Consider the following 20,111-nt stretch of genomic DNA (forward strand, 5'->3'; position numbering starts at 1 on the left):
TAAATAACATTAATTTAATATTTGATTTTAATTGTCGTTAATTATTTGAATAACTATATTTATAAAACACTATCAAAAGAACGGTGAAATAAATGTCTGAGTTAAAAAATGTAGAAAATGAAGAATTTTGGAAAAACCGACCCGCATTTGTCATGGAGCCTAACCCATTAAAGCTTGATACTCTGAAAAAGACGGGGAAAAAAATTGGCTTATTTGTTGTCTTTGCTCTTGCATTCTTGTTTGTGATGGAAGAAATAGTTATACCAAAATTAAGTAAAGCCCAAGCTCAACTGAATAGCGACACTATAAAGCCGGAAATGCTTAAATTGGCAGATTCTGGAAAGCCACAAGCAGCTATTTGGATGGCGTTAAATTATCCAAAAACGGATGCTTATCGATTGGATCAATTGATCGCACAAAAAGATTCGAATGCGATGATGGCAAAAGCTACTTTGCTCTGGTCAACTGATCCTGATTCTGCAAAATTATATATTAAAGAGGCTGCTGCGGAAGGTAATCCTGCGGCAGTAAATTATCTTTCAGAAAAAAAACCTAATGATATTGGCTTTGGACGTTTCATTGTGGAATATGTATTGAAATAGAGCATAAGAAAAAAAGAGCCTTTAAGAAGGCTCTTTTTTTGTTTTAAATATTATCGGACAAAGTGACAGTAGCTTGGATTAACTCAGAATTGATCCGGTCTATTTGTTTTTTTAGAGGAGCAAAAATTCTCACGAAGGAATCTTTAGATTCTTTTGACGATGGTGATTCACCTGTAAAGGTAATACTAAATAGGGGTTTAACTAAATGTAGAAGCTCTGTTTGCAGCTCAATATATTTTTCAATAAATGGAAGGATAACTTTTGCATATTGTTTATCTAGTTCGATTACAGCATTAGTAATGGATAAGCTATCGTTTTTGAATTGCTGCACAACATCCTCAATTTTACAACTATCTGTTTCAACTGTTTTGCAAACATAAATCGAGCGGTCGGGGAGACCTAAGCTGTTTAATAAAATTTTGAAATACATTCTTTTAACAATTTGATACTTAACAATATCATTACCCATTAATCGTTTAATAGGTGAACTGGTTATACATGCAACTTTAAAAAAAGTTTGAAATGCAGAGTTATAATGCTTGATGTACATATCAAGTAAAGCATCAATTTTTTGGCTCGCTAAATTCTGAATTTTGATAACATTGGAGATTAGTTTTAACTGTTGAGCTAATTCATGAGACATAGTTATATTAACCATGGAGTCTTGATGTTTATCAAAATCTAAATGACCTGAACTTGCCTTAATAATATTAGAAGAATTTAGTAAATCTTCAAGGTCGATTACAACATCACGGACTTTATGTATATCATTGATTTTGTGTGGATAAAACAGACTTATAGGCAAGCCAAACATAGTGGTGTTTTCAAATTCAATAAACTCCAACTGGTCATAGTACTCTATGATCGTTGAGAAAATTACATTAAATGTAACTTCATGAAGTTTGTTTATGAAATATTTTGATTCATTGCCGGTCCATTCAAAGATAAATTCTAATGAATAGAATCGATTTGGTATTTTTATTTTATCTACCGTGGGATAAGCACGAAGGTATGGCAATACATTTCCTACATCCGTGATTATTTCACCTAAAACATCAGGGTTATTAATAATATTTATAATTTCTACAATACCTGAACTATGATTAACATTTTCTCGAATAAGAAACTTCGCAAGAGAATTTTCCATTCTTTTAGTATTGAAATCATTCAAACTAATTGCAGTCTTATCATCATTAGAAAGACTGCACAGACCATTGTATGTATTAAATCCATAGCCATGAGCAATAATTTCATAGCATTGTTTGAGAGTAGGTGATTTAAAACTTGGTTCTAATTGATTTAAGCAGTCGGTGTGTGGCAAGACTAATTTTAGTGTTGAATGTAAACGTTTTGCTTCTTTCTTTACACGACCATCTAAAGGGTGAATGTTAGTATTCATGACGAATCCTTGATATATTCTGCAAAGGTGTGAATTTAAGCTGAGCAGGGTCAAGGCTCGGCTATATTAAATGAAATAGCTAAATGACTTTTACGTTCACACAGGTAAGGCGCACAAAACCTTTAATCAAAATAATATGATTGTAAAGATTTTGCAAATCTTTTTATAAAGGTCATGGTATTTGAAAAAGGAAAATAAAATTAAAAGAACAAAAAAAAGCACTTATAAAAAGTGCTTTTATGGAAAGCCTACAAATAAGAAAAGGCTTAAATATAAGTTTTGTATTTTTCTAAATCTTCGCCAGATGCTTCAAGTTCTTTAAACCAAAAAGGCTTACGTCCCAAACCATTCCAACGCTGTGTAGGTTTTTTAGGATTGAAAAAGTACAATTTTCGTTGATTGTCATTTTCGTTTAATTGAACCGCAAAATCTTCAATATTTACACCTTGTTCAACTTTTTCACGAATCCAATCTGGACGGCGACCAACACCAGTCCATGTGTTCATAGAGTTGTTAGGATCAATATAAAGCTTACGATATTTACCATTCTCAGAATGACTACCGTACACGGCATCCGCACTTTCTAACACATGCGTGATCTCATCAAATGGAATATTGTAACGCTTTACAATTTCCAAAATTTTGAGAAGTGCGCCATCTTTTTCAATCAATTTGCGTTTTTCTAGCTCTTTTGCTGCATGAGCTAACATTTGGTCAATTACACTTGATGGTAACTGACTAACATTAACAATTATGCCGGCTAAGCTATTTTGGCTTTCATTGGTGTCGAAAACAGCTTGGAGCAAATTGCTAGAATCTGATGTCTGTTTATTCATGGCTAACCCTATCTATACTGCAAACAATCCATGGCATTAAATTACCACTTATTTGCTTTATGTTCACCTAAAATTAAACTAATTTTACCTAAAATAATTGACCCAATAATTTGAACCTTAAAAGAGAAGAAATTTTTTAATATTAGATCAAATAAATACATTCAAAACCACTTTACTTAGTTTAATTTAACATATTGATTTAATGTTTAATTAAAAGAAATGTTTGAAAAATTTTATTAATGTAAACGACCTATTAGGTCGGTTCTTGACAGAATTTGGCTCAAAACCTTATGAAAAACAAGACTCCCCCTAGTACTGCACATAACTGAAATTATATGCAGTACTCTACATTGCCTTACTATGTAATCTTATGTAATATAATTTGATAATAGTCGTCTACCTCTAAATTGAATCCAAAGTTTTAAAATTAGAGTGGAACGACCTGTATATTTTATTCTAAATTTATAAGCTGAATTAATACTCTAAAATTTCAAATTTTAGCTATTGCGAATAAAATTTAGCTAATGCTTTAAACAGAATTTTTAAACTATTTTTGAACGTATGATAATAAAAATATAATTAAATCGTTATTCGATTTTAATAATGTTTTGACCAAACTTTGTTCTTTATATGTGGATCAGTTCACGGAAATTTAATCTTATTTTAAGCTTTGTACATGTATGACCGCTACTCCAATGATTGAGATCGCATGTTCATTAGATGTAATCTTGGGGAAATCAGGATTAAGTGAAATTAGCTCAAATTCAGGTTGTCGATAATTCGTATAGCTTAAGACTCGATATTTCTTAAAAATAACTGAATTGTGTCCCTCACTTTCTGCTATAACAAAATCACTTGGTGCCGGCTTTGCTGTAGGATCGATGATTAGCTTATCTCCTATTTGGAAACGTGGATACATGCTCGGATCATTAACCAAAACACAAAATATTTGATCAATTGAAGCACCTGTATAATCAGTAAAAGTATAGCTCGTTGCTCTGAGTGTCCCTTTTGTATATTCTCTCCATTTCTTTGCTTGGGTCATGTTAAGAACAGGAATCATTTTTACTTGAAGTTCTGGAGGTTGTGTTTGGTCATGAACGCCTTGTATGGTTGTTGGATTATCAAGGCTTTTTGGTGTCAGCCCAATTTTTCCCTCTAAATTTCTTGCTGAACGTTCACCAATGTTTCTGTGTCCATGAAGTATCTGTGATAAATAACTTGCCTCTAGCCCTTTTACAGCACAAAACTCGGCGTAGTTCTTAAATTTTCCCGAATCTATATACTCACTAATAAACTTTTTTAGATTCATTCTACGAATAATCGAAATGTCCATTTGCCCGTATCACAGAATTAAAGCTAAATTCTTGCTAAATTGAATAAAATGTAAATTGCATAATGCTAATAAAATTAAGCACTTGCTAAATTATTATTGAAAAACAATGTGAAATATAAAAAATATATCAATAAAATCAATATAATAAAGTGACTAAAGGAGAACTTGAAAAAATATTCATGATCATATTTAAATGTATGAATATAAAGCAAATATAATTATTTCAATGAGGTATAGGTTATCCAGAAGGTTAAATACCTATACTTCATTATTTTTGTACTACTCTCTTTCTGATAACAATTTTGTTAATTTATCGTTTTCCTTGAGTCGATGTTCATCTGTTTCGCGTATATAGACCATGGTTGTGTTTAGATTTTTATGCCCAAGATGTTTTTGAGTAGCTACTACATCTATCCCCATATTCAGCCAATGAGTAGCACAAGTATGTCTGAATGTGTGTGGGGTTGCATTACCAAGCTCTTTTGCTATGAAGTAATCTTCACATTCCAAGGCTGCTTTTTTAAGTGATTCTTCAATAACGTAGTTGATCCCTCTATCTGAGATAGGTTTAGTTGCTTTTAAGATACTGTTGGGTTTAAGTTTCACCGCAGGGACCACAGGTATATGTTCTTCATTTTCACTAGGCAACTCTGTTAAACCGATACTTGTTCGATAAAATTTTAATTCATTCAACAGTTGTTCGGTCAGTAATACAGTATGTTCCCTATTACCTTTCATTAAGAAATTAAGGACCCAAACTCGCCGATTTGCTTTCTGCTCAACTGAGAAACAAGCCATATTAATTTTTGAAATAGATGAACGCCGCGCACCAGTGTAATACAAGAGATGCATTAGCCATCGATCTCTAACGGCTTTACTACGGTTATGATGGTTATTCGACTTTAAACTCTCATGCTTTAGCCAAGAGCTGAGGAAATCCCACGCATCAAAGCTCAGTGACTTGCCTGTAATGTTGTAAGAGGTATCGACTTTGATTATGGTTGATAACGCAACCGGATTTGAGCGAATAACCCCTGCTTCTTTTATGTAACTGTAAAAGCTGTTAAGCACCATTTGACTATATTTAACAGATTCACGTTTTAAACCTTTCAGAAGAATTTGGGTTTTTGCTGTCGGTTCACCATCTTTAGGCTTAAGCCAATCTTGATTTGGACTGAATAGTATTCCCAGATACTCATTAATATCATTAGCAGAGATATGATCGAACCGGATGTTCTTCGAATCGCAGAATATCAAAAAACGTTTAATCTCTTTGACATAACTGGCGAGAGTATTGTCTGAATTACTACAAGTGCGTTCGATCCATGCTTTGATGACATCAACACCCGATTTCGCCCCGATCGGATTGCTTACACTCCAGTAATCAAAATTCTCAGACAGTTCTTGCATTGTGTTAGTAGTCATAGAGCAATAGAAACATTAAAACTTTAAAACATGTTAAAGCATAAATCTAAATAATAAAAGATTAATAAATATTATCATCATGGATTATTTGTTAAATATATTTAAAATAAAATATTTTTTAAATATAATTATTATATTGTTGAGGAATAAGATTTTATGATGCCAATGTTCTTTAAAATTTTGGGAATTGTTGCTTTGATTTTGTTAATACTAATTATTGTATTTGGACCCAACTTTAAAGCTAAGGAACTTGAACCCAATGAAGAACAAGAAGATTCAGGGAACGAAGAATGTGCATCTGACTTTGACGGGAATGTTTCCCCTAAAAGAATTTTAACTGATAGTGAAGCTTACAATCTTGAACGAATCATTAACAACATGCCAGAAGGATTACTGATTTGTCCTCAGGTCAGTTTCAATGCTTTTATTAATTGCAAAATTACAAAACTCCGAAACCAATTTAATCGAAAGTCGGTGGACTATTTGATCGTAGATCATGATTTCAATCCACTTCTTGTTGTTGAAATTGACGATGATTCACATACAAGTAAAAAGGTAAGAATGCGTGATTTAAAGCGGGATGAGATTGCAGCAGCAGCCGGTATACCCACACTTAGAATAACTAATAAAACTCCAACGGAAAGTCTTGAGAATCTAATAAGGACCCATATACGAGAGGCTGCTTAATTATCAATCTTCGAGATATTCTGCTTGTGTTAGAAGTGATTGATAAATTGCTTCTCCAAGAAGCTGTTTGGAAAACATTAGTTGAGATAGATCAAAAATATACGAAATTTTATCTATGTTTAACCATAGTCGTCCTTTAGACAAAAATGAATCAATTTTGTATAAGTGTAAAGAGCTGACTAATTCTGTATCCAAGAAAGTAATACACTCCCATTCTTCCTTTTCCTTTTTTAGCAACTGGAAATAGAATAATGGAATAAAATTAATTAACTCATCCAAAAGGGTTATAAGATGAGGTGTACCATTTAAAGTAATGTTAATTTTAAAGACAATATTCCCTTTGGGATTTACAAATACCTCGCCACAAGCTCCATCCATTGACCTAAAACTTATAGCTTCGCCTATCTTGTCTATTAACATTTTCGTAACTCCTATGAGTCTAATAAAAAAGCGGAACTTATAAGTTCCGCTTTAAAAATTAGTTTGCGTTCGAGAAAATTTCAACAATTTCCTGAGGTTCCAAATAACGAGAAATAATTGGGTTATTCTCAATCAATTTACTCATAAGGACATGGTTTTGTTGAGTTTCCCTTGGAATTGATCTAACTTGGCTAGGATATTTTTTTAAAAATATTTCTGTACGATCAATTGTTTTGGCATCATCGGTGAAAGCAATGTATGACTCAACATTTTTTTCAAAAAATATTGCTGCTTTGTCAGTCGGGATGGATTGTTTTAATAATCTGTATTCGTCTATTGAGCAGTCAAATTTTTGTAGTTGGTCCCAATCCAGTTTATCCGCTTGCGTGATTAAATAAGCGAATGACTCTCGGCTTCCAAGAAGTGACTGTCGCAATTCTTCATTATTTACAACCTCATCAATGAAGAAATATTTTGGGAGCTGATCGATCCACCCTTCTTTAATTGCTTCTGCGACTGTTTGAACAATTCGATCTGCTCCAACAGATTTTAGTCTATTGTAAGGAAGATACCTGAAAGCCTTTTTATTCAACGTATAAGCACTGGCAATTATTTCACCGGTCCAATTGAAACTTTCTAATTTAGGATATACGTCATTTTGAATAGCGATTTCAAAAATGTCTTTTGTGATAAAGCATGGTTGTAAATGTACTATCCACTCAGGTTTTTGTGAGAACAAATGTACGAAGGCTTCGTATTTTTCGTGATGCATCAGGACTTTTGGATCACAGTTGTCAAAAATGTATTGAGGCGAGTAACTATCAAGATTTTCAATGAAATAAATTAATTCATTGATTCGGTGTTGATTGGGTATCAAATTTGCTGCAATGAGGTGGGTAGCCCCCTCAATTGGAAATTTTATAAGCTGCTCTATGTAAAAATCTGCATCCAATTTACTTCGATCTATTTTGTCGAGTAAGAATGCATCTTCACTTTCTTTGGCAATTTCAATTATTTTCGAATCAATAATATTTGGTGGTACAAACTCTATGGCACGCCAATCCAGTGAAACGGCTTTTTGACAAATATAGAAATATTTAAGGTCATCACGCACATACTGTAGAGCTAGTGGTTGTTTATTTATCACCTCTTGGACTATTTCTTTAGTCTGGTGAAATTCATTCAAAAGACCGAGCAATCTAGGCTCTAGCATGACTGCTGTAGCATACATTTTTGGTTGAATGTATGAGTCGTCTAAATTTATTAAACAAAGAGGATTTGCATAAATTAAATCCCAAACATCATTTTCATTGAATACTTCGGGGGGTACATAACCTAGAAAAAGAGGATTTTTTTTGATTTCGTTAATAAAATCAGCAGATTTTAAAAAGTAAATATTAAACGCCCGATTGCTTGGATCATAAAAGCGATTTGACGTGTATTCTTTGTAAATATTATTGCCATACGGAGGCTTGATGTTGGTCGCCAAAATTTTGCCACTGTGTAGTAGCTCGTTATAAAGCTCCTGATTTGTATTTGACTTCATAATATAATTTTCACAGCAAATAAATATAAATATTATAGTATTATTTTAATAATATAAAATAGAAATATAAATAATATTTAATAAAAAATCCCCATTACGGGGATTTTAAGGATTCCAATTTATTGCTTTGGTTCAGCACTTAGGAGATGTTTGGTTCTGTTGTGGACCTCACTATTCGCATCCCTAGCTTTCTCACTGTATGATTGCGGATCAACTGTAACCATGTTCGGATTAACCTTTTGAGGTGCGTGAACAGTATTCGAGCTTGGACCTTGTACATTGCTTGGTAATGATGTAGCACTCGGAGATAAATTGGTTCTTTCTTGTGCTGCTTCTATTTGAGACTGAGCATTTCCTGTCTTTTGATCAACACGGTTGCCAATGTCTTGGACTGAAACATTACCCACTGATCTACTCATTTCATTGTATCGTTCCGCACCTTGTGGATTTAAGAACTCCATTGCAGCATTATTAATTGCAGGGTTTCTGGATTGTAATGCTGCCGCTACCAACGCTACATTTTGTCTGTCATTCGGATTTCCGAGTGATGTTAAAGCGTCTTGTTGTCTACGCATGTCATCTTGGAATTTAGGATCATTAACACTATTCACAGATGATTTTAAATTCTCAAATGCTTGAGGATTCATATTAATCATCCCCTGAACATCTGGAGCTTTAGCTGAGACAGAGCTTGAGAAATCCATACTCTCTTGTTCAATGTGTTTAAGGGACTCAATTTTCTGTTGAATCTTATTAAAGTCACTAGAGAACTGTTCTGTATACCCACTACCTTTAGTTTGTGTAGCAGTATTTCTTAGCTCTTGTAGTCTTTGAGAATAGTCAGACGATGTGTGTGAAGTGGTTTTACTATTTCCGGTTGTAGCCGCCGTTGAGTTAAATTGTGCGTCATTTTTAGCAAGCGTGGTAGACTGATTTGTAGTCAATGCTGTACCGTCACTATTCACATTAGAGGTTGATCCAGAAACTTGCCCCCCAATTTGCGCTCCTGCCTGAACATTTAAAGCAGCAGGATTTTTGCCATTCTTTCCAGAGTTAGCATCATTTTTGTTGCCAGTATCGCCACCAAAATTTTTGTTCCCTGTGACACCACCAGAAGCCCCAACGCCACCACTAACCCCACTTGACGAAACATGTTGTTTACTTGCTGTAGTATCCAAGCTAGTTCCATCAGCTTTACTTAGTTGAGTTGTATCACTTGTTCCTCGTTGCGTTACACTACCGCTACTTATAGAGGTGCCAGAAGCGTAATTAGCTTGACTACCTGTAGTTGATGAATTAGTTGTTGAACTCCCAACTTCCACTCCCATGCGGCTCTCAAGGTTTGCTATATCAGAAGCAATTTCACTTCTGGTCGCACTGGCAGATTTAGAAAGTTCAGTTGCACTCTTTTGTGTATTTGATGAAGATAAACTGACTTGTGGAACACCATTTACAGTTGCAACATTTTGACCGGAAATTGTCACGGCTGAATTTGTTGTTGCTAATGGTGCTGACTTTGAAACATCCGGAGTATTTACTTTAGCGTCATAATTACCTGCATCAGCACTATTCATTCGGGCAGTGATTTGGCTCATACCCATCATCATGCCAGTAAATAGCATCATGCAGAGCATTGGGACACTGGCGAGTAAGGAATTTGCTAGGGAAAGTTTTTGTGACACAGCCGCATAAAATTGTGGACCTGTAATCAAGTTTAATGTGTGAATACCTGTGGAAGTTGCAACTTTGTACCACTCGTCAGCTAAGGTATGCTGAATATAAAAATTGATCATTGCTGCTACAGGAAGCCATAAATATGCTGATACAGTAAAAGCCATATAGTTGCCTAACAACTTAAATGAACTTGTTCCCTGAATCATCACGAATAACACCATAATCGGGAAAAATAAAAATGAAATCATTATGAGAACATTTTGACCATCTCGCATTACTTGTAAAAAACCTGTGCCTGCCGCCGCATTTTTTTCTTCCCATTGGCTACGTGAAGCGATCCAAGCAGAACATTTTGACATTCCAGACATGCCATCTGCTTTGTCATAACAGTAGCTTGCAGTTTCTAGCATTGGATTGAATATCGTAGCCATCATAAAGCTACGGGCATTATCCTGAGAAGTATTACCCATCAAACTTACATAATTGACCATATCATTAATGGTGTAATTACTTCCGCCTGCTGTTGGTTTTGGATTGAAGCCTGCAACTTCACCATTCGCTGTCATCTGACGTATCATTGCATTCCTCAAGTTGTACAATGTCACATCGCCAATAATCTTATTAACTTGTGTGGCACCACCAGTTGAGTTGTTTATCCCATCAACATAAGCTTCCATTGCTTTTTGGACTTCATCTGCTGCTGACGAGCAAGTCATAATATTGTCAGAAGTACTACCTGTAGCAGCTAAAGTTACATATACGACAGAGTTACTACTGGTTTTTGCAGCATCCGTAAAATATTTAACAGGATTCGCGTCTTTCTTATAGCTTTCAACATTAAAATTCGGATTGCCGGCAATACATGACTGATAAATATTTTTAGTAGTTTGTAATAAGGATTGTGACGGAACGATAGATGCAGAATCACGTAAAGCATTGATGAGCTTAAGAGGAGTTACATAACCTTCTTCTGAAATTTTAGGCATATAACCAGTAGGGCTGCCGCCTACGACTTGATAGGCTTTTTCAACAACTTCTGTAAAAACAATACTAAATCCACTAGCGACTGCTGCCGGCAAGCCCAAACCAATTGGAACATTCGCGACCGTCTTTACATTACCTGTTGAGATTTCTTCGATTGCGATTGTTGTTTTTGGTACCGTTAAGACCATGTAAACAATTAATGGAGCCAATAATGCTCTTAAATCCATTTGCTGTTTGAATGCAGCGTTATAAAGCCAAACAACAAATAATAGCATTACACCAAAGAAAGCCCCGATACCTAAGTTACCCAGACCCGTACCATGGAATAAACCCGTATCATTGAACAGCATTGCTACGCCGTTCAATGCACTAGCAAAAAGCCCTGATTCGCCCATCGTGTAAATTACAAAAGGATCAGCCATCAGAAATCCTATTAATATTTTTTAAAATTAATCAATTATAAATCTAATGTTATGGAATATAAAATAAAACAATAAAAAAACTTTAAGAAAATAATATAATTATTTTTTCATTTTTTATCTGTTATATTTTTACAAGATAAAAATACTTATTTATCAATCAAAAGAGGAATTCTATGAAAAAATCTACTAAAGCACAGCTTTGCGGCTTAATATTTTCACTATCACCACTGTATCTTTATGCGGAGCCTGTCAATGTTCAAGAAAGTCAGTACACTGACTCAAATCCAGAACAAAATTTTCGCACTTTACATAAAGATTTGAAAATTTCCTCTTTGTCAGGTAGGGAGAAGGCACAGAAATCCATACTTGAAGGTGTAAATAAGAAATTAGATGCCTTAGAAAAACCTGATCAAAAGTTTTCCTTTCTTATGGCAATGAACCAAGTTTTCAAGGACAGATTCCATGTAAATTACAATGCCTTTGTTCATCTGAATGATGAAGATAAAGCATTTATGGATGGTTATTACACGACAATGTTGGTTCTATTAGATAATGAAATTAAAGAAGGTAAGAAAACAAAAGCCGAACTTATTGAAGAATATGAAAGTAAATATCCTTTTAAAGTATTTAATCAAGACTTAGATAAAGTCCACGCCGCAAATCGATAAAAAAAGCGGCAAAGCCGCTTTTTTTATTTCTTGGGTTCAGCCCCAAGTTTTGTATCTAATTCACTCGTGATTTTGTTAACTGCTTCACTATTACCTAATTCTAATTGTTGCTTTTCATTTAACAAACGAATGATTTCTTCATTGTTCCCATCTTTCTGGGCATTCGCAATTTGTCGATCATACTCAGTTGGATAATCCGAAAATGACGTAACAGTCGGGGTGATTAGCTTACCATTCGAATCTTTTATTACTGGAGCATTTGATGCTATTTCGGAACTTACATCGCCATACTCTTTATTAATGTTCTGGATTTTCGCTTGTTTATCAATCGAAATTTGATTTACATTGACCTGTTTTATTGGGTCAAATTCTTGACCGGTCAGATTGTTTGATTTTTTGACTAAATCGCCAGTGCTTGAGATTAGCTCATCTGCCTTATCAAATGACGTGCCATACTTCTCTTTTGCTTTTGAAATGGTCTCAGCATCAATTGTTGATGAAATTGAATTAAACTTTTCATCTTCGGCTTTCATTCTTGAATTTGCGGAAGATAAGTTCGATAACGTGTCTCTTTCTCTAAAAGTATCAACAACTGTAGTAGATGGCGCAATTGCGTCCATTGCCGAAAGCATGACTTCCGAATTACCAGACTGCCGAGCAGCTAAAAAAATAGAAACACGTTCTATGGCATCAGGCGTAGATTGCCCACCAAGTCTAAGAATTTTTTCCGCATCACCTTTTAACTGATCCCAATTAGTAACATTTGATCGACCTAACTCATCAGTTTTATCCAAAGCGGCATTTACGACTTTACTATTTGGGGCAAGTACATTGGTTCTACCGGAAATATCACTATCACTGATACTGTTAGATATGACCCATTGTAATGCCTGAGATTTTTGTCCACTTAAGCTTTGCACTTCACTCGCTAATTGGGCAGCTTCTCTTTTTTCAGCTATTGAATAATTATTTGATTGATCTTGTTGAATAATTTCGTTCAAAGCTGTTGCTTTGAAGTTTGCATCTTTACTATTCTTGATTCGTGATATTAAGTTTTCAGTCGTTACAGCTTGATTATTCTTTGATTCTCCCCCCTTGATACCATGTTCATTATTGACGGTACTATCGAAAGTAGGATTCTCAGTTAATTGATTTACTACAGTACGTTTACCCTGCACTGCACTTGAATTGACAACATTAACATCTCCGCCAATTGATACGCCCGCAGCAGCTTTTACCTTATCTTTCCCACCTATACCACCCTTCGCCGTGGCTGCAAGTGTAAGGTCTCCCTTAATAACAGTATTACCAGATTTTTGAGAATTCGTACTCAAAGAATCTGATTCATTAATATCTTTAGTGGTATGCGTATTACCATCAGTAATAACCTTGTCAGAATTACCTGTACTATCATTATAAGTAGCTAGTTTTTCTGTTCCTGTTTCAGTTGAGTTCCGATGTCCTTGTGCATTTGATACAGAATTACTAAATCCATCAGACGATCGTGCAGATAACTGTTCTAATCGTGATAACTTTTGGCTGATTTGATCATCATATTCAGCCGCTTTTGATCTCGCAGCACTGATTGATTGATTCATTTTTATATCAGTTGATCCAACACCCTGAATAGTCGCGGCACCAAAACCATCCTTATTGATAATACTCGAATGCGAATTAAGAGGAGCAGAACTAATCGGTGTCTTACTATTTATATTTGCATCGTAACCGCCGTCTGCCGGATTGATACCTTTAGCGAATGCATTCATACCCCACATCATTCCGCCGAAAAGCATAGAGCATAATACAGGAACCATTCCCATAGCGTTATTTGCTACGGCAAGCTTGGTTGTAACCACGCTATATAATTGTGGGGCTTGACTAATTGTGAATATGCCATTCGGATTGGCTAATTTCAGCATGTACACAGCATCTTGAAACGTATATTGCCCATAAAAGTTGATAATGGCAGCCATTGGCAACCATAGGTAGTTTGATAAAATAAATGCTATATATCCGGCAACCATTTTTTTACTTGCCATACCTTGAAGCATTATCATGAAAACCATAAATGGAAAAAGCATGAACCCTACAAGTACCATCATGTTCTGACCATCTTTCATTTTCTTAAGAAAACTTGTACCACTCGCAGCAGATCGATCTTTCCATTGTTCGACAGTACTGATCCAAGCAGAACATTTTGAAATTTGGTCGAGTGAAAACTCAGATGTACACTTTGATGCTGTCCTTACCATTGGGTCAAAAAGAACATTTACTAAGAATGAGCGACTCTCGGATGCACTTTGACCAGTAAGGCTACTGATCATATTCGCTACCTGTGCATAGTCGTATTTAATTGTACCCGTTGGACCTTTTAATTTTCCATAAGTGTTATTCACCGCCATGGCTCTAGCCATTTTTTCAGTAAAAGAGTTCTTTTTAAAATTGGAGCCTAACAATCCCGTTGAATCGTTATTTTTATCAGTTAAATGAACATCTAAGGCTATTCGTATATAGGAACCCGCATCAGCACATGACATGGTTTTGATTGAGCCTTGTCCTGCTTCACTGACAGTGAAAGAAACTAATCTTTCCGTTGAGTTCAATACACTTTGAAAATATGCGGATACATCCTTCGAGCGAGTGTAGGTTTCTGGATTCCATTGATCATTCCCGACAATACATGTGGCATAAACTTTATTAAATGCTTGTTGTAATAATGGGTGATCCGTATTCAAGTTGTCATATCGAACAGAGTTCAATACTTGTAAGGGGGTTAAAAAACCATCTTGGGTTAATTTTGTTGGTGATCGCATTATGTTATCGACCGGCAAAACATAGAAAGCCTTTTCAATATATTGAGTGATTACTGAGGACATTCCACTGATCACTGAAACAGGAATTGCCAACCCAATCGGCACATTATCAACTTTCTTCGGTGCCTCAACATTATAAATATCACTAACTACAACAGATGTTTTAGGAACTGTAAGAATGATATAAAAGATGAGAGGGACAATAAGAGTGTGCCAATCGAATTTCTGCTCAAAAGCAGCTTTATATATCATTACTGCGAAAAGGATTACTATTCCTACGAAAGCCCCAAATCCTAGTTGTAAGGGACCATTTCCCTTAAAAATAGGGCTGTTACTAAACATCATGGCAATGCCATTCAAAACTTCTGCAAAAGTCTGGGTATCCCCCATAGAGAATATTTCAAACATATCTTATTCCTTATCTTTTGCTTCGCGTTTCGCGTTATATCGTTGAACAGCTTCGACCATGGTTATATTATCTGCGGTCAACATTGAACTATCTGGGTCTGGCGTATAGTTTTTGGCGACAAGTGCTGAGTTTAATGATGTAGGACCATGACGCTCTCTTGGAACAGGATTATCCCTTAGCTCATCCTTAATCACTTCAAACCTACGCTCTTTTTCTTGTTGCACTTTCTCATTTAGACCTTTCTGCAAATCCGCTCTACTTAGGTCATTATTTTCCTCAATTTTTCTACGGTCTTGCCCAACTTCTTGACGATTTAATCCTGTTGATTCCGTCAATTTTTGGTCATTCACTTGTGTTTCTTTTTCAACGTATTTTTGTCGTGAAAGATTAAAATCACTATATTGAGGAGTTTTTTCTTCATCAGTTTTTGACATAGCCCGATCTAGGTGCAAATTTGCAGGCATAGTTTTATTACGCTCAATAGTGTTCATAACATTTTCTTTGAGCATTTTTACTGCTACATCACCTGAAACAATCGGAGCATTCAAGTTCTCAGCTAGTTTTCCTTTGTCACCCACCGAATAATGCAAATCTTCACCATTTTTATCCGGAGAGACAGTTATACCGTGCGTCAACAATGTATTTTTATTAAATTGTTGTTGGCTTTGTTGCCTGTTCTGCTCATGACGTACTGCCAAATCAGACGCATTTGGTCCACGATAATCCGCACCATGTCCTTGGGGAATAAAGCTACCCACATCACTTTTAACGGGTCGAGCAATTTGTGTTCTGGTTAAATCTGCTTTATTTAGTGAGCTTGCAGCAGCAATTTGTCTTTCCTCGATTTCTCTTGAAATCTTATTCTGGTAGCCTCCATCACGTCCGAGGACCGAGACATGTAGATGCTGTCCAGTAAAGTCCTTGGATTTAGATTCATATTCATTAACAAAAGCTACTTTATAACCGTGTTTTTTGGCTAATTCCTGCATCTCTGAAATTGCTTTTTTTGCATCACTAGGATTACTAAGTACTATATCGAACGCTTTTCCTTGTACATGTTTGCCAGTACTGCCAACGTTTTGATGATATTCATCATTAAACCCAGAAAAGTATTTGATCTTCCCTCCAAGGTGTTGATTTGTAAGATGTGCAAATTCAACTGTGTAACCTCGGGACTGACCACCGCCGTAAGCTTGGTCCTTATTGTGACTTGGAGCTTTAATCGGAAGTCCTGCATTAGCAATGTATTTATTATCGACTAGCCCATCACCCAAAATTTGTCCTTTTAGCCCTGTTTTTGAAAGTGCTGATGAAAGGCTTGGATTATTTGCTGCCGCGAAATCTGCCGATGACATTTGACTTATATGACTAGGTTCAAATTTTGCTTTTGATTGTGAGACCAATTCATTATTTAGACGTTCAGCAAAATCCTTTCTATTTTTTTCGCCGTTTTCGCGATATTTTTCATCATCAATGCGCCAGACGATGTAATTCTTACCAACAGCATAATGAATTTGATCGATTGTATTGGTATCACTATTTAATGCAGCCCAAGCTGTTGCGTAACGTTTATTACCTGAAAGTTCTTTATGCATGAATTGAGCCATTGCATCTAAAGAAGCTTGACTCTCTACATAGGATGCAGAACCAACTTTTCCTCGTGAAACCAGTCCTTTTGCCATCATTTCTTGATCTAAGGCGATTTTACGATCTTGGTTAAAGCTGATCATTCCCCCATTGGTTAAATGTTGTTTTTCTGGGTCATAGTGTGTGCCATACAAAGATGATGAATTGAAGCTATTTTCGCGTCCTACTTCGGCTGTCAAAATAGCTGCTTGTTTAGGTGTAAAGCCTGCATGTAAAAAAGAGTTATACACCATAATCATATTTTGTTGCTGTTTATCCCCTCTAACCTCCAACTCTCCGGCTAAATAGGCATATTGCCCATCCAAATTAGCATTTGAACCAAAGTATTTTGCAAAAGTACCGGCTAAATCTCTATGGTCTACATTCATTTTAGACCAGTCGGTGTTAACTGATCTTAGATTGTCATTTAACTCATGAGATGGAGCATCAAATCCTGTTAATGCTTTATATGTAGCATTTGCAGACTCGTAGTTCATGCTCATGCCTGCCATTACTATTGTGTAATAAGCAAATTGTTCAGGGTTAGCAAATTGAGATACAGCTAATTCAGTTACTTGAGCATGAGCTGCTGCAATGCGCTTCGCATCTTCCCATTTATCCCCATAACGTTCTTTATTTTCACGATCGATACGGTCTAAGTCCGCACGTACAGATTCATGTCTTGTTATACGATGCATTACATCTGAATCAAGCATGTTCACAGTAAAACTAGACGCTGCTATTTGTGAAATAGCATTATTCACTTGCTCTAATTCTGCTTGGGTTTGTGATAGTGCTTGTGTGAGAGAAGCTTTATATGCTTGACTTTCCTTTGTCGTTTCATTTGATGCGACACTCACATTTTTATCTAAACCATGTGACTTTCCATCAAGTACTTTATTATCTTGATAACCGCCTGTTATCTGGTAGTGGCTATCTGAATATTCTTTCTGCTGATTCCCTGACCCTTTATAAATGGTATTTTTTTCGGTACCACTCATTACACCCCGATCCGCATCTTGATAGCCTGCCTGCGCAATTGTTGCTGAACCGGCTTTAACTTGTACGAAACCAAGAGAATAGGCATTATCTCCAGAACCTTTTGCAGCAGTTTGTTCTGTACTCGCATTCTGTAATGCAGCCGGTGTTCCATCTGCTGCTAATGTAGTATCAGCAAATGTGGTCCCTTTTCCTGCCTTTAAACCAATGCCTGCACCAGTATTTACGCCTACTTGATTTGTAGCAGTTACTACATCACTTTCATCACTTTTAAGCTGCGTGCGTTTCCCATTTTGAGTATAAATACCACTATCTGTTTCAGAGTATTGTTGGTTATAACCTGAGCCAGAACTTATATCTTTCCTAGTGTGATCTCGAACGTTACTTAGATTATTCTCAGTTGTTCCCCCATTTGTTGATAGGGAACTTAAACTATTAATTTGAGCTGTGAGACTATCAGAACGACTTTCTAAAATAGACTTCTTTTTTTGCAGCGCAACCATTTGAGAGCCTGTTGCTTCAAATGATTGAGATGATGACGTTGTAAAAGCTTTACCACCATTTGAATCAGTAACCGCCCCCAAGCCATTTGATGTTGTCATTGAAGTTTTATTTGCAAAAGGCGATCCACTAATAGCATCTGGTACATTTTGTTTAGCATCATAATATGAGGATTTAGTTACATCTGAACGTCTCATGAATCCAACAACAGCCATGGTCAGCCCAGAGAAAAACATCATAGAAAAAATTGGTATGATCGCAGTTAAACCATTGGCGAGTGATAGTGAATCACTTACGGCTTGATAGAATGCAGGATAATCTGAAATACCAAACAGATTTCCAGAATTAGAACCAGAAAAAGTAAAGATTGTGTCCGTAATTCTTATATAGGAGTAAAAATTAATAATGCTCGCGATCGGCATCCAAAGATATACGGATGCGAGATACATACAATAACTGGTTACAACTACTACTGATTTTGTTCCCATGTATACGATCATGATCACTACAAGTGGGAAAAGAAGGATTGCCAAAAATAGTAGAATATTTTGACCATCTTGTAGCATTCTTACGAAGCCTGTTGCTGCCGCAGCATTATCCTCTGCAAGCTGAGCTTCACTTTGTACCCAAGATGTACAATGAGCCATATTTGTTGAAGTAGAATCAGTTGATCCTTGATTATTTGCACAAAATGAAGCTGATTGAAGTGGCTGATTAAATAAAGTGTTTAATAGAAACTGACGACCATCTTGAGCTGTCAAATCTGTGATTTGAGCGAAACTATTCATGACATCGTTATAGTCACGGGTTTTACTAAGTGAACCAGAACTGTTTGAGAGCAATAGTGCGCCGTTTAATGCTCTTTTAAAATTATAATTTAGAGTTCCGGCTGTTGCCCCATTTCCATATACAAAAGATTCAAATGATGTTTGAAGTTTGTTAGCTGCCTCATAACAACTAAAAGTTTCAGAGGTACCATCAATATTGCGTAGTGTTACGATGCCGGCAGAGCTTGTATATAAAAAATTGATAAAATATGTGTACGCATCAGGTGAATTTTTATATTCATCAGGATCAAACCTAGAATTACCAACGATACAACTTTGATAGACTTGATTAATCATATTTGAAATATAAGGGCTTTCATCACTAATATTTATATAGCGCAATGCGTATAGTGTTTTTAAAGGTGAAGCGAAGCCGTCAGTCAGCAGTCTTGGACTATTAGGCGTACTGTATGCCTTCTCCATGGATTCTGTGAAGCCATACGCGACACTACTCGCTAAGTTGAGTGGTAAAGCTAACCCAATTGGAATATTCGAAACTTGTTTAGTAGGGGCTTGATTGTAGACATCAACTACTGTGACGGTAGTTTTAGGTAGAGTAAGCATGACATAGAATATCAATGGTGCGATCAACATTTTTAGTTCAAACTTTTGCGTAAATACCGACTGGTACAGCGCAATTGTGAAAAGAATAAAAACGCCTAGGAGTACACCATAGCCCAAGCCAAATGCAGCATTCCCCGAATATAATGGGTCCTGAAAGATCAACGCAACACCCTGCAACATAGCCTCAAAAGTATCAGTGTCGCCAAGTGTATAAATTACAAAATCTGCATTTGCCATCGCATATATTCTAAATTATTAGCACAATATTATATTATAGAATAATAAGCCCTTAATAAATAATTATTACTGAAATGTTTTTTAATTATTAAAAACAAAAAGCCTAATATTAATTAGGCTTTTAAGGAGTTGAACT

12 protein-coding genes are annotated in these 20,111 nt (G+C 35.7%); 3 read left to right on the top strand and 9 right to left on the bottom strand.

The window, feature by feature from the left end; translation table 11 throughout:
• The first annotated feature begins 92 nt into the window (after nucleotides 1–92).
• Nucleotides 93–602, top strand: coding sequence for a hypothetical protein (locus tag E2583_RS03525; protein ID WP_194596656.1), 510 nt, complete (start codon nucleotides 93–95; stop codon nucleotides 600–602).
• 43 nt (nucleotides 603–645) lie between these two features.
• Here E2583_RS03525 and E2583_RS03530 read toward each other — a convergent pair whose 3' ends face one another.
• The 4 genes from E2583_RS03530 to E2583_RS03545 all read right to left on the bottom strand — a co-directional run bounded on the left by E2583_RS03530 (nucleotide 646) and on the right by E2583_RS03545 (nucleotide 5,583).
• Nucleotides 646–2,001, bottom strand: coding sequence for a hypothetical protein (locus tag E2583_RS03530; RefSeq protein WP_291593286.1), 1,356 nt, complete (start codon nucleotides 1,999–2,001; stop codon nucleotides 646–648).
• Between the two features lie 266 nt (nucleotides 2,002–2,267).
• A complete protein-coding gene (locus E2583_RS03535) occupies nucleotides 2,268–2,837 on the bottom strand; it encodes an H-NS family nucleoid-associated regulatory protein (protein ID WP_194596658.1) in 570 nt (189 codons plus the stop codon).
• Between the two features lie 658 nt (nucleotides 2,838–3,495).
• Nucleotides 3,496–4,173 (bottom strand): S24 family peptidase, encoded by a 678-nt coding sequence (locus E2583_RS03540; RefSeq protein ID WP_194596659.1) that lies wholly within the window; start codon nucleotides 4,171–4,173, stop codon nucleotides 3,496–3,498.
• Nucleotides 4,174–4,452: 279 nt separating this feature from the next.
• Nucleotides 4,453–5,583, bottom strand: coding sequence for a tyrosine-type recombinase/integrase (locus E2583_RS03545; protein WP_291593288.1), 1,131 nt, complete (start codon nucleotides 5,581–5,583; stop codon nucleotides 4,453–4,455).
• A gap of 171 nt (nucleotides 5,584–5,754) precedes the next feature.
• Here E2583_RS03545 and E2583_RS03550 point away from each other — a divergent pair, with 171 nt between their 5' ends.
• Complete coding sequence (locus E2583_RS03550) at nucleotides 5,755–6,285, top strand: DUF2726 domain-containing protein (protein WP_227592119.1); 531 nt, start codon at nucleotides 5,755–5,757, stop codon at nucleotides 6,283–6,285.
• A 3-nt stretch (nucleotides 6,286–6,288) separates the two neighbouring features.
• Here the strand turns inward: E2583_RS03550 and E2583_RS03555 are convergent, their stop codons facing one another.
• The 3 genes from E2583_RS03555 to E2583_RS03565 all read right to left on the bottom strand — a co-directional run bounded on the left by E2583_RS03555 (nucleotide 6,289) and on the right by E2583_RS03565 (nucleotide 11,331).
• A complete protein-coding gene (locus E2583_RS03555) occupies nucleotides 6,289–6,705 on the bottom strand; it encodes a hypothetical protein (RefSeq protein ID WP_194596661.1) in 417 nt (138 codons plus the stop codon).
• Between the two features lie 58 nt (nucleotides 6,706–6,763).
• A complete protein-coding gene (locus E2583_RS03560) occupies nucleotides 6,764–8,251 on the bottom strand; it encodes a hypothetical protein (RefSeq protein WP_194596662.1) in 1,488 nt (495 codons plus the stop codon).
• Between the two features lie 119 nt (nucleotides 8,252–8,370).
• A complete protein-coding gene (locus E2583_RS03565) occupies nucleotides 8,371–11,331 on the bottom strand; it encodes a conjugal transfer protein TraG N-terminal domain-containing protein (protein ID WP_291593293.1) in 2,961 nt (986 codons plus the stop codon).
• Between the two features lie 173 nt (nucleotides 11,332–11,504).
• On the opposite strand from E2583_RS03565, the gene E2583_RS03570 reads away from it, so the two are divergent.
• Nucleotides 11,505–11,999 carry a hypothetical protein gene (locus E2583_RS03570; RefSeq protein WP_194596664.1) on the top strand — a complete coding sequence of 165 codons (495 nt, stop codon included), beginning with the start codon at nucleotides 11,505–11,507 and terminating at the stop codon, nucleotides 11,997–11,999.
• 23 nt (nucleotides 12,000–12,022) lie between these two features.
• Here E2583_RS03570 and E2583_RS03575 read toward each other — a convergent pair whose 3' ends face one another.
• The gene (locus tag E2583_RS03575; RefSeq protein ID WP_291593295.1) at nucleotides 12,023–15,220 is read right to left on the bottom strand and encodes a conjugal transfer protein TraG N-terminal domain-containing protein; all 3,198 of its coding nucleotides are present in this window, start codon (nucleotides 15,218–15,220) and stop codon (nucleotides 12,023–12,025) included.
• A gap of 3 nt (nucleotides 15,221–15,223) precedes the next feature.
• The gene (locus E2583_RS03580; protein WP_194596666.1) at nucleotides 15,224–19,975 is read right to left on the bottom strand and encodes a conjugal transfer protein TraG N-terminal domain-containing protein; all 4,752 of its coding nucleotides are present in this window, start codon (nucleotides 19,973–19,975) and stop codon (nucleotides 15,224–15,226) included.
• Nucleotides 19,976–20,111: the final 136 nt, after the last annotated feature.

It is taken from the genome of Comamonas sp. (genome assembly GCF_009360615.1).
Classification (GTDB): domain Bacteria; phylum Pseudomonadota; class Gammaproteobacteria; order Burkholderiales; family Burkholderiaceae_C; genus Comamonas.